Here is a 12,697-nt window from a genome sequence, read left to right on the forward strand (position 1 = left end):
ACCTCATTTACTCCATTTATATTTTATTTCCTCAGCTTCCTTTATAATATTTCCAATCAATTCGTGAACAGATGGAATATCATTAATTCTTGCTGCAGATTGTCCAGCCCAACCGAATCCTTCCTGGTTGTTTCCATGCTCGATATACGTTTTATTTACCTTTCCACTTATGTAATATTTGAGCGAATCATAACCCGCTTCCTGTTTTTCAATTTCAAGGATGCGATCTGTCCATGGCCCTCTTAATACTCTTGCAGGAGCACCAATTGTTCGCTTTATGACCACTGTGCTATTCTCATCTGCCTCAACAATTGCTTGTTTATAATTTTCATGTGCTTGTGCTTCTTTTGTCGCTATGAATCTTGTACCCATTTCAATACCCTCCGCACCAAGACTCAAAGCTGCCATAAGCCCTTTTCCATCGACAATGCCGCCTGATGCAATTACAGGGATGGATACACGATCTGCAACTTGGGGAGTCAATATAAATGTCCCTACATCTCCCCTGCCCAGGTGTCCACCACCCTCCTGCCCAACAACCATTACAGCATCGGCACCTAGTTCTTCAGCTTTCTCAGCCTGTCTTGTGGCGGCCACAAGGACAAGCTTTTTAATATCATGTCCATCCAGACGATCCAATAGTCCTTTTGGGTTTCCACCGGTAACTGATACGGCAGGAACCTTCTCCTCAATTGCAACATCAACCATTTCTTCAAACGGTCTTCCGTGCTGCCCAATAGCAAAATTGACTCCAAACGGCTTCACAGTTAAAGACCTGACACGCTTGATTTCATCTCTTAATTGCTCTGGGCCCTGTAAACTCATAGCCGTAATCTGCCCAAGGCCACCTGCATTGGATACTGCCGCTGCCAGGTCAGAATATGCAAGATGTGCCAGTCCACCTTGAATAATTGGATAATCGATTCTCAATAATTCCGTAACTCTCGTTTTGAAACCCATTTTTCCATCCCCCTTTTTAATAATAGTTCTCTCATAATCGTATCATTTCTTACATAATTATACTATTATAGAAATCGTTTACATAGAATATAAGTGACATCTGAAAGGTATTCTGTTCATAAAAAATAGAGCTGCACAATTATGCAGCTCATCATTATTATTTATTGGTTTCATTGCAAGTAGGACATGTACCGTAGAGAGTTGTAACTTTCTCTTCTTCGTAATGTTCAATAACATGCTGACAATCCTGACAAATTATTGTACCCATTAAGCCATCTCCTTTAAATGAATTATGATAACGTATTCATATTATAATATGTCACATTAAAAGAATCAACCCCTAATTAGTATATCACATTAAAAAGATTATGATTTTATATTAGAAAACTTGGTTGTCACCAAGCTTTTCGGTGAAAACCTTAGTTGCACTTATGCAGATAGGAAAGTTTTATACTTTCCTATCTGCTAAAAAAATTAAACAGCCTGCAGAATGAACAGGCTGTTTATTAGATTTAATGATTTTGTATTAAGTTAGGATCGAGCATTTCATATCCTTTTTCCCTTAATCCATTTACAATATCCGGCAGTGCTTCCAGTGTCCATTCTCTGTCATGCATTAATAAATTTGCACCTGGCTTAAGAAGTGAATAAGATATATCCACTTCCGGACCCTCCCCGGTAACCATCGCATGTGCCAGTTTTTCCGCATCCATGTATGGTTTGAAATAATCATAACCATAGCTCCAGTTCATCACGGTCATACCTTCCTCTTCGGCTACTTCAATGGAGTAATCTGTGTTTGCTCCATGAGGTGCTCGGAAAAACACAGGACGTTCTCCAATGATTTCCTCAATACGATCATTGAGACTAACAATCTCCTCTTTCTGTTCCTCCTCTGATACATCGGGTAATGTGACATGATTAAATGTATGATTACCTATTGAAAAACCCAAGTCGTGTATTTCCTGCAACATTTCTTCTTGTTCAGGTGTTACCAGAAAATGACCGTTCACGAAAAATATCGCATTGGCATCAAGTTCTTTTAATGTTTTAGCCATTTCCACTGCATATTTATCCGGGGCATCATCGATTGTCAGCAATACAACGTTTTCATTAACGCCTTCCTTCATAGGTACAAGCGACCAATTGTCTGAGACCATGTATTGTGGTTCAACTGTCGGTGTTTCTTCTATACCACTTTGATCACTGTCACCATTTTCGTCCTTTTCTTCTTTTTCTTCTTTTACAGCTGTACCGTCCGACTCCGCAGATTCTGATTTTCCTTGACTCGTCGTTTCGGTTTCATTATTACAAGCTACCAGAAACACAAAACAGATTATTAGAAAACCAAAAAGAATTTGCTTCATATGTAAATTACCTCCTGGATGTATACGAATAGATTACTAGATTAATTATAAGGGAATCTGTTAACGTGGGCAATGATGGATTTTATAGTTTTCACTACATAAACACAACAAAGCCATTTGCCAAGCTTTCTAACCACTTGCTCAGGAAAACAAACTGACTTTCTCTCTTTTCCTACAATAGACATCCTATTTTACGATTACCTGTCTATTACATTTTCCGTACAAATATTTCTTATTTACATGATATTCTACAATCCCATTACAGTTCATTAACATCGGCTAATTGCTCCCTTTCCTTTGATACACTGTCATTGTTAACATACTTTAAAAAGGAAAGTGAGGGGGGAAAGTGAAGTCGAAGCGATTCATGCTGATTCCTGCCTTCGTTTTATTAATGGCCTGTCAAAATGATAGTACACTTACAGAAGTAATCACGTTTAAGCCATCTGATTATGATGTCATGTTTATCCCAAATGATACTAGTGATGAAGCAGATAAAATATATATGGATGCTTTCATTGAATTAAAAGCAAAATATCCTACTGAATTTAACGAAGCAAAAAAAGTGAATATCAATCTAATGAATATGGATTTCATTGAAAGGAAAAACGGTCCTAGCCTTTTAATCTCAAAAAATGGTACAACCATTGCACAATTATCCGGAAAAAAAGCCAAGAAGGAAATTATAGAACAATTGGAATTTACGTTTCGGGAGGAATAGAAAAACCCTATCCTTTCTTGTTGGAGATTTCGTAGTACTTATGCAGGTAAGAAAGCATTATTTTCATACCTGTCCAAAATAAAAGATGTCCCCTCATTAGTACAAGGGACATCTTTTTATGTTGATTATATATTATTTCATCATATGAATTGGTTTGCCAATCGCTACTTCTGCTGCTTCCATTGTAATTTCTCCTAAAGTAGGATGTGCATGAATCGTTAATGCAATATCTTCAGCAGTCATCCCTGCTTCAACAGCAAGTCCAATTTCTGAAATCATATCACTGGCATTTGGCCCTGCAATCTGACCTCCGATAACCAGTCCGTCTTCTTTACGAGTAATCAATTTCAAGAAGCCATCACTATTATTTAATGATAGGGCACGACCATTTGCACCAAATGGGAACTTACCAACTTTCACATCATAACCAGCATCCTTCGCTTCCTGCTCCGTCAAACCAACAGTTGCAAGCTCAGGTTCTGTAAACGCAACAGCCGGAATACCGATGTAATCAACTTCCGATTTTTCACCGCTGATTGCTTCCGCCGCTATTTTGCCTTCATAAGATGCTTTGTGTGCAAGTGGTGGTCCTGCAACAATATCACCAATTGCATAAATGTTTTCAACACTTGTACGACATTGCTTGTTAACTTTGATCAGACCTCTGTCATCAAGTTCTATTCCAACTTGTTCAAGTCCAATTTCACTCGTGTTCGGACGACGTCCAACTGTCACCAATACATAATCCGCTTCAACCGTTTCTTCTTTGCCACTAGCTTCATATGTTACTTTCACACCGTCTTTTGTTTCTTCAACGCCTTTAGCCATCGCTTGTGTCACAATAGTAGCACCTTTATTTTTCAAGCGTTTCTTAACCAGTTGGGTCATTTGTTTTTCAAATCCACTAAGGATATCTTTAGCGCCTTCAACAAAAATAACCTCTGTACCAAAGTTGGCATATGCTGATCCTAGTTCACTTCCGACATAGCCAGCACCAATAACGACCATTTTCTTTGGAATTTCTTTCAGGTTCAATGCTCCAGTGGAGTCCAGAACTCGATCCGAAAATTTGAACGTTGGAATTTCGATTGGTGTAGAACCTGTTGCAACGATACAGTTTTTAAATTTATAAGTTTGAGATGATTTTTCATCCATAACTTTCGCTGTATTTTTGTCAACAAAGTAAGCTTCACCTTTCACGATGTCAACTTTATTTCCTTTAAGCAAGCTTTCTACTCCTGAAGTTAACTTGTTTACAACTGAACCTTTCCATTCTTGAACTTTGGCGAAATCAACAGTAACATTTTCTGATTTAATACCAAGATCTTCAGAACCATGAGCGCCTTCAGCTAAATGTCCAGCTTGAATTAGCGCTTTGGAAGGAATACATCCAACATTAAGACATACACCACCCAATGCTCCCTTGTCGACAATTGTAACTTTTTGTCCTAATTGTGCTGCACGGATTGCAGCAACATATCCACCAGGACCTGCACCAACTACTAGTGTGTCTACTTCTACCGGAAAATCTCCTACTACCATTACCTACGCCTCCATCATGATTAATTGTGGATCATTCAGCAATCGTTTAATTTGGTTCAGAGCTAATTGTGCAGTTGCACCATCAACGATACGATGATCAAAGCTTAAAGATAAAGCGAGAACTGGAGCAACTACAATTTCCCCATCACGAACAATCGGCTTCTCTGCAATTCGACCAATTCCGAGAATAACGGCTTCAGGATAATTTAGAACTGGTGTAAACCATTGTCCACCTGCTGAACCGATGTTTGAAATCGTATTAGAAGCCCCTTTCATCTCGTCTGGTTTCAGTTTACCATTACGAGCTTTTCCTGCCAATTCATTAATTTCGGAAGATATCTCAAAAATCGACTTTTTATCTGCATCTTTAACAACAGGAACGAGCAATCCTCTATCTGTATCTGCAGCAATCCCTATATTAAAGTAGTGCTTTTGTACAATTTCATCAGTGTTCTCATCAATATACGAATTGATGATTGGGAATTTCTTGGATGCTGAAACGAGAGCTTTCACAACATACGGCAAATAGGTAAGCTTGATTTCCTGCTCTGCAGCAATTGCTTTAAATTTCTTACGGTGTGCAACAAGCTCTGTCACATCAATTTCATCATGCAAGGTAACATGTGGTGCTTTTGTTTTAGAGTTAACCATTGCTCTGGCAATTGACTTACGGATGCTAGTCATTTTTTCACGTGTTTCCGGATACTGACCTTGTGGTGCAGCTGCTGGTTGAGATGGAGTATCTACAGATGCTTCAGGTGTTTCCGCTTTTTCTGCTGGTGCTGCTTGTTGATCTCCACTCAGATAGGTATCAATATCTTCTTTTAGTACACGACCGTTTTTACCAGAGCCTGTTACTGTACTGATTTTAACGTCATTTTCGCGTGCATACTTACGGACAGAAGGCATCGCGATAATACGTGCACCATCAAAATCATCATCGGAATCAGAATCTGCAGTTTCTGGTGCAGCTTCTTCCGTTGCCTTTTCTGATTTTTCTTCTTTTGAAGCAGGCTCGTCTTTCTTCTCTTCAACAGGTTCATCTTCTGATTCATAACCTTCTGCATCAAAGGAAATGAGCGTGTCACCGACTATAGCAACTTCGCCTTCTTCAACATGAATTTTCGTAACCGTACCATCCACCTGAGATGGAATTTCTACAACCGCTTTATCATTTTGTACTTCACACAATACATCGTCTTCTTTTACTTCATCGCCTTCTTTTACGAACCACTTAACTATTTCGCCTTCATGAATTCCTTCACCAATATCGGGCAGTTTAAAATGAAATGCCATATTAAGAAAACCTCCTGATCTTTTATTAGAAATTAATAACAGTATTTACTTTTTCAACGATATCTCTATGGTTTGGTAACCAAACTTCTTCTGCATCGGAAAATGAATAAACTGTATCTGGAGCTGCCACGCGCAACACAGGGGCTTCCAAATGAAGGATTGCTCTTTCCTGAATTTCTGCAACTACATTTGCAGCGACACCTGCTTGACGTTGTGCTTCCTGTACAACTACGACACGATTCGTTTTCTTAACGGACTCAATGACAGTTTCATAATCAATCGGTGATACTGTACGAAGATCAATTACTTCCGCATCGATACCATCTTTTTCAAGCTCTTCTGCTGCTTTTAATGATGCATGTACCATCGCACCATAAGCGATAAGTGTTACATCTTTTCCTTCTTTTTTCACTTCAGCTTTGCCGATTTCAACCGTGTATGCTTCTTCTGGAACTTCACCACGGAAGGAACGATATAGCTTCATATGCTCTAAGAAAATAACTGGATCATTGTCACGGATTGCAGCAATTAATAATCCTTTTGCTTCATAAGGAGTCGAAGGGATGACAACTTTAAGACCTGGTTGCTGTGCCATTAATCCTTCAAGAGAATCTGCATGCATTTCAGGTGTGTGTACACCACCACCGAATGGAGCACGAACCGTAATTGGTGCTGTATGATGTCCTCCAGAACGATAGCGCATACGAGCCATTTGACCACTGATAGAATCCATTACTTCATAGACGAAGCCGAAGAATTGAATTTCCGGAACTGGACGATAACCTTGTAATGCAAGTCCAATCGCCAGACCGCCAATTCCTGATTCAGCAAGTGGCGTGTCAAATACACGATCTTCACCGAATTCATCCTGTAATCCTTCTGTAGCGCGGAATACGCCACCGTTTTGACCAACATCTTCACCAAATACAAGCACATTTTCGTCATTTTTTAACTCTGTGCGCATTGCATCTGTGATTGCTTGAATCATTGTCATTTGTGCCATGGTTTACTTCGACTCCTTCTCTTTATAAATTTCCATTTGCTCCTTTAGATTGGATGGAAGTTCTTCATACATATTGCCGATTAAGTCAGTAACTTTTTGCTTCGGTTGTTCTTCTGCTTGCTTAATCGCTTTTTTAATATCGTCTTTTGCTTCTTCGATTACTTTATTTTCATCTTCTTCAGACCATAATTTTTTACTCTCAAGGAACTTACGGAAACGCACAAGTGGATCCTTCTTAGCCCACTCATTATCAAGTTCTTCTGTACGGTAACGTGTCGGATCATCTCCTGACATCGTGTGTGGTCCAAAACGGTAGGTTAACGTCTCGATCAACGTCGGTCCTTCTCCATTGATTGCACGATCACGAGCATCCTTCGTTACAGCATATACTGCTAAAACGTCCATACCATCTACTTGAATACCTTCGATACCAGCAGCAACCGACTTTTGCGCCAATGTTTTGGCATTCGTTTGTTTTTCAACTGGTACTGATATAGCAAATCGGTTGTTTTGAACGATAAAAATAGCTGGAGCTTTATATGCACCCGCAAAGTTAATACCTTCGTAGAAATCTCCTTGGGAAGTACCGCCATCACCTGTGTATGTTATAGCAACATTTTTCTTGCCGCGTTTTTTAATTCCAAGTGCAACACCAGCAGCCTGAACATACTGTGCACCAATGATGATTTGTGGACTTAAAGCATGTAAGTTCTCGGGGAACTGGTTACCATGAAAGTGTCCTTTGGAAAATAAGAATGCTTGATATAATGGAAGCCCTTGCCAGATTAACTGTGGAACATCGCGATAACCAGGTAAAATAAAATCTTCCTGTTCAAGTGCAAATTGACTTCCTAATTGAGATGCCTCCTGGCCAGCTGTCGGAGCATAAAACCCTAAACGCCCTTGACGATTCAGCGCAATGGAGCGCTGATCGAGGATACGTGTATAAACCATGCGGCGCATAAGTTCCTTTAAATCCTCATCTGATAGATCCGGCATATCATCTTCGTTTACAATTTTTCCATCTTCATTTAGAATCTGGAACATTTCGAACTGACTTTCAACATTTTCAAGTACATGTTTCAAAATAGTTCACCTCTTCCTTTCTTTACACCAATTTATTATTATCCTTCCTAGCCTACCCATAACACGAAAAACGTACAAAATAGTAACCCATAATAATTGTACCCTGTTTCAGTTAATGATAATCACTGCTCATGTTTAAATAGTAACCTGTTACATAAAATATGTAAAGTATATTAGTACAATCATTATTCAAATTAAATAGTAACCTATTAACCTCATTCGGTCAATTAGTTTACACCTTTAAATAACTCAAATGTAAGGATTTTCATAAAAATCCTTACATTTAGCATCCTTCCAGCAACAACTGTTACAACTCTCGCTTCAATCTGTATTAATTTAAATGATATAGACCAAATGTCAATTAAATCGTATTAAGGTTAAAGCGTTCTACTATGGGGAGATGGAAGAGAGAGAAAAATGGATAGAAAAACAAGAGGAGCACTAAAACCAATTGAAAAAGCGCTGGATCCATTTGGTTCCAGCGCTTTTTAGGGAGGCAAGTTTTAACCTATTCTTCATACGATACTTCCAGCTGTGCAGCCTCGTAGAACTCCTTTTTCAACGCATTGTATTCTACTGTGTAATTATTAAATTCATCGTTTGATTGAAGCACACGCTCATAACTGTCGTTTATGGAGTTAATATGAGCAGTGAGTTCTTCCTGTTCAATATCTTCTTGCTGAAGCATGGTGTATAACTCCCTTTCCAGTTCCAAAGAAGTCACATATGCTTCATTCAGTTCTCCGTAAGAACGATATCGATTATTCATTACATCATACATGCTATTCGCTTTATCTTGGACCTCCGTATTCTCAATATTGGTGATCAAGTCCTCAATTTTGGCGAATTCTTCATGAGAAGCTTCAATACTCTGTTTTTCAACGTCAATTTCTTCTTCTCGCTGATCAATAATTCCGATTGCTTGGTTGGAGAGTTCTGTAATTTGGTCAAAGTCATCCATACCCAAATCTATAATTTGGTTGTAAATTTCCTGTTCCTGAACTTCAAGGTCTGTAATGACACTTTGCTGGTCTTCGAATTCAGCTTCAAGCACAACCGCTTCTTCCAAATGGCTATGTATTTGTTCCTCTGTAGACTGGCCACTGCACGCAGTTAGTAATGCCAGCATGACGGTAGATAGGATAAATAATAAGTTCTTAAATTGCACGATTTCTGCCTCCTATATGTTCTAATAACGTTAGTATTTAAAAGTATATCATAAACCATACCCTAAAATTAATGGTAACCTCTCTATTCATTACTCTCTTTTCAAATTTATGATTTATTCGCTCTGGATATGTTAAAATATTAAATTGAATAGACAAAGCGAGAAACGATTTTCCATGCACAAAAGCATAGGACTATAAAAAGAAGCGGATGCATAAATAAGGAACCGCAAAGTATTTGCTCTATAAAGAAGTTCCACTACGTTTTGCCACATCCTTTGGCAAAACGCTCCAATGACCTAGTTCTTTAGGCCGTTCATTGCTTATGCCAGTAGTTTCTTTAAAAGCTCGAGCTTGACAAGGTCGTTTTTGTTAGCAGATGAAGAAGCCATACGATCTTCATACTTTTTTACCTTTTTAAAGCCTATACAAAACGGCTACTTTTTTAATACACTTTTCTATGTACATTATAACAATTAAGGAGTAATGCATGATGATATTAATGAAAGACATTGTACGTGAAGGTCATCCTTCCCTAAAAAAAGCAGCAGCAGAAGTAAGTCTCCCCATCAGTAATGAAGAAAAAAAAATACTTGAAGATATGCTAGAGTTTCTTAAAAACAGTCAGGATGAGGAAACAGCAGGCAAATATAATCTAAGAGCAGGAGTTGGATTGGCTGCACCCCAACTTGGTATTGAAAAGAGAATGATTGCTATTCATTTTGAAGATTTTAACGGAAAATTGTATAGCTACGGACTCGTAAACCCGAAGATTATTAGTCACTCTGTGGAAAAATCCTACCTTTCTTCAGGAGAGGGTTGCCTTTCTGTAGATCGGCCTGTGGAAGGGTATGTTCCAAGACACGCAAGAATTACCATTAAAGCAACAGATATAGACGGGAATCCGGTAAAACTGCGATTGAAAGGATATCCTGCAGTTGTCGTTCAGCATGAAATTGATCATCTTAATGGAATCATGTTTTACGATCATATAAATAAAGATAATCCGTTCGAAATCCCTGACAATTCTACTCCAATCGAATAAATCGCCTGGTGACTGTACAGCACAGTCACCTTTTTAAATTACTACTATTCATTTTATCCTTATGTCACTGTCTACCGATTTTGTGGCAGTCTGAATCTTTCAGAAAACCCGTTCGAAACACGATTCCGAAGCCAAACAATGTATAAGATTTCATTCTCGGCAAAAGATAAACATACGAGTAGAATTCATAAGCGCTTATTACTATTTTTTTATAAATGATGTATTTTTATTTAACTTTTCCTCATTTAGTACTATACTGTAGATAAGAGGATTGGACGGTAGATAGTTTTTGTTGCTTTTCTTAGATATCTGAAAGGAGACGTGTGTCCTTATGCTGAAGCGCCTAAAAGAAAAGCTTAAGAAACGGTGGAGAGACTTTTTAGGCAAAGAGGGACGTGTTCCAACAACTTTTAAATAAGACTACCAAGGATGTAACCAATCACACCAATGAAGTAATTTATAGATTATCTGGTATTGCTACGGAAACATACCGGACGAAGTTTTAACGGAAAAATAATAATCATCTGAACGGAAGTCGGTTATCGCCTATAACAGGCATAGCTTATTTCCTTGAACAAAAAAATAAGAAAAATCGGTTAGGAGAGATAAAATGATTTTTAAAGTTTTATATCAAGAACGACAGGACGAGGTTCCTGTACGTGAACGTACAAAAAGCATTTATGTTGAAGCAGAATCAGTAAGAGAAGTAAGAAAGAAATTAAGTAACCGGAATTATAACATCGAATACATCCAAGAATTAGATGAGGCACATCTGAACTATGAAAAAGAAACCGGTAAATTAGAAGTGGAGAACGTATAATATGAAATTTGTAAAAAATGACCAAACCGCTGTTTTCGCACTAGGTGGATTAGGCGAAATCGGAAAAAATACGTATGCGATTCAATTCCAGGATGAAATCATTCTAATTGACGCCGGAATTAAATTTCCAGAGGATGAGCTTTTGGGAATTGACTATGTTATCCCTGATTATACGTATATTGTACAAAATCAGGATAAAATCAAAGGTCTCTTCATAACACACGGTCACGAAGATCATATTGGTGGAATTCCTTATCTCCTACGTGAAGTAAATGTGCCTATTTATGCAGGACCACTAGCAATCGGTCTAATCCGAAATAAACTAGATGAGCACGGTCTTTTAAGAAGTGCTAAATTAACAACGATTCAAGAAGATGATATTATTAAATTCCGTAAAACTTCCGTCAGTTTTTTCCGTACTACCCATAGTATTCCCGACTCATATGGAGTTGTCGTTAAAACACCACCAGGAAATATCGTTCATACTGGTGACTTTAAATTCGACTTTACCCCTGTTGGAGAACCAGCTAATCTAACAAAAATGGCTGAAATTGGTAAAGAAGGCGTCCTATGTCTCCTGTCTGACAGCACAAACAGTGAGGTCCCTGGCTTTACGATGTCTGAACGAGTTGTAGGCCAAAGCATAGATGAAATCTTCGACCGCGTTGACGGAAGATTGATATTCGCTACTTTTGCATCGAATATCTATAGACTCCAACAAGTTGTCGAATCAGCTGTCAAACACAAACGTAAAGTAGCTGTATTTGGTCGAAGTATGGAGAATGCCATCAAAATTGGACAAGAGCTCGGATACATTCAGGCTCCAAAAGAAACATTCATTGAGGGAAACCAAATCAATAGATTTCCTGCAAATGAAATCACTATTCTCTGCACCGGATCACAAGGTGAAACAATGGCAGCATTGTCACGCATTGCAAATGGGACGCACAGACAAATTCAAATTATTCCTGGCGATACTGTCGTATTTTCTTCATCTCCAATCCCTGGAAATACGGTAAGTGTCAGCAGGACTATCAATAAATTATACCGTGCTGGAGCAGATGTAATCCATGGTAAATTAAGTAATATTCACACTTCCGGTCATGGCAGTCAAGAAGAGCAGAAGTTAATGCTGCGATTAATTAAACCTAAATTTTTCATGCCGATTCATGGTGAATATCGTATGCTGAAAGAACATGTAAAACTAGCTGCAGCTTGTGATGTAGAACCGGAAAATTCATTTGTTATGGATAATGGTGATGTTCTTGCCCTAAGCAAAGACCAAGCAGCCATTTCAGGGAAAATACCTTCTGGATCGATTTATGTTGATGGTAGTGGAATCGGTGATATCGGCAATATCGTATTACGAGACCGTCGCATCCTATCTGAAGAAGGACTCGTTATCGTCGTGGTCAGCATTAATATGAAAGAATTCAAAATAGCTGCAGGCCCTGATATTATTTCTAGAGGCTTTGTATATATGAGAGAATCTGAAGACCTGATAAACGAAGCGCAAAAACTTGTTTCGTCTCATCTAAATAAAGTAATGGAAAGAAAAACCACCCAATGGTCTGAAATCAAAAATGAGATTACAGATACCATTGCACCATTCCTTTATGAAAAAACAAAACGCCGTCCAATGGTATTACCGATTATTATGGAAGTTTAAATGGACCGCTCTGATAAACTAT

Annotated in this window: 12 protein-coding genes; 4 read left to right on the forward strand and 8 right to left on the reverse strand. The window is 38.4% G+C overall.

The genetic code is table 11. The annotated features are described in order from the left end of the window. Window positions 1–3 precede the first annotated feature (3 nt). From MN204_RS04635 to MN204_RS04645, 3 genes are all read right to left on the reverse strand, one after another. Window positions 4–960: an NAD(P)H-dependent flavin oxidoreductase gene (locus tag MN204_RS04635; protein WP_249869912.1), complete on the reverse strand. Its 957-nt coding sequence runs from the start codon at window positions 958–960 to the stop codon at window positions 4–6. 157 nt (window positions 961–1,117) lie between these two features. After that, the gene (locus MN204_RS04640) at window positions 1,118–1,228 is read right to left on the reverse strand and encodes a GapA-binding peptide SR1P (RefSeq protein WP_249869913.1); all 111 of its coding nucleotides are present in this window, start codon (window positions 1,226–1,228) and stop codon (window positions 1,118–1,120) included. Between the two features lie 244 nt (window positions 1,229–1,472). Next, window positions 1,473–2,327 (reverse strand): polysaccharide deacetylase family protein, encoded by an 855-nt coding sequence (locus tag MN204_RS04645; protein ID WP_249869914.1) that lies wholly within the window; start codon window positions 2,325–2,327, stop codon window positions 1,473–1,475. A gap of 349 nt (window positions 2,328–2,676) precedes the next feature. Here MN204_RS04645 and MN204_RS04650 point away from each other — a divergent pair, with 349 nt between their 5' ends. Next, window positions 2,677–3,048: a hypothetical protein gene (locus tag MN204_RS04650; protein WP_249869915.1), complete on the forward strand. Its 372-nt coding sequence runs from the start codon at window positions 2,677–2,679 to the stop codon at window positions 3,046–3,048. Between the two features lie 132 nt (window positions 3,049–3,180). Here MN204_RS04650 and lpdA read toward each other — a convergent pair whose 3' ends face one another. The 5 genes from lpdA to MN204_RS04675 form a co-directional block, all read right to left on the reverse strand. After that, window positions 3,181–4,590 carry a dihydrolipoyl dehydrogenase gene (lpdA, locus tag MN204_RS04655; RefSeq protein ID WP_249869916.1) on the reverse strand — a complete coding sequence of 470 codons (1,410 nt, stop codon included), beginning with the start codon at window positions 4,588–4,590 and terminating at the stop codon, window positions 3,181–3,183. A gap of 3 nt (window positions 4,591–4,593) precedes the next feature. Further along, window positions 4,594–5,886: a dihydrolipoamide acetyltransferase family protein gene (locus MN204_RS04660; RefSeq protein WP_249869917.1), complete on the reverse strand. Its 1,293-nt coding sequence runs from the start codon at window positions 5,884–5,886 to the stop codon at window positions 4,594–4,596. Between the two features lie 25 nt (window positions 5,887–5,911). Beyond that, window positions 5,912–6,889, reverse strand: coding sequence for an alpha-ketoacid dehydrogenase subunit beta (locus MN204_RS04665; protein WP_249869918.1), 978 nt, complete (start codon window positions 6,887–6,889; stop codon window positions 5,912–5,914). A gap of 3 nt (window positions 6,890–6,892) precedes the next feature. Further along, window positions 6,893–7,936, reverse strand: coding sequence for a pyruvate dehydrogenase (acetyl-transferring) E1 component subunit alpha (gene pdhA, locus MN204_RS04670; RefSeq protein ID WP_249870240.1), 1,044 nt, complete (start codon window positions 7,934–7,936; stop codon window positions 6,893–6,895). Window positions 7,937–8,483: 547 nt separating this feature from the next. Continuing rightward, window positions 8,484–9,143 carry a YkyA family protein gene (locus MN204_RS04675; protein ID WP_249869919.1) on the reverse strand — a complete coding sequence of 220 codons (660 nt, stop codon included), beginning with the start codon at window positions 9,141–9,143 and terminating at the stop codon, window positions 8,484–8,486. 491 nt (window positions 9,144–9,634) lie between these two features. Here MN204_RS04675 and def point away from each other — a divergent pair, with 491 nt between their 5' ends. From def to rnjA, 3 genes are all read left to right on the forward strand, one after another. Continuing rightward, the gene (gene def / locus MN204_RS04680) at window positions 9,635–10,186 is read left to right on the forward strand and encodes a peptide deformylase (RefSeq protein ID WP_249869920.1); all 552 of its coding nucleotides are present in this window, start codon (window positions 9,635–9,637) and stop codon (window positions 10,184–10,186) included. Between the two features lie 610 nt (window positions 10,187–10,796). Beyond that, the gene (locus tag MN204_RS04685) at window positions 10,797–11,006 is read left to right on the forward strand and encodes a DNA-dependent RNA polymerase subunit epsilon (protein ID WP_249869921.1); all 210 of its coding nucleotides are present in this window, start codon (window positions 10,797–10,799) and stop codon (window positions 11,004–11,006) included. A 1-nt stretch (window position 11,007) separates the two neighbouring features. After that, window positions 11,008–12,675 (forward strand): ribonuclease J1, encoded by a 1,668-nt coding sequence (gene rnjA / locus MN204_RS04690; protein ID WP_249869922.1) that lies wholly within the window; start codon window positions 11,008–11,010, stop codon window positions 12,673–12,675. The last annotated feature ends 22 nt before the right edge of the window (window positions 12,676–12,697 follow it).

Source organism: Oceanobacillus saliphilus (genome assembly GCF_023522835.1).
Lineage (GTDB): Bacteria > Bacillota > Bacilli > Bacillales > Amphibacillaceae > Oceanobacillus > Oceanobacillus saliphilus.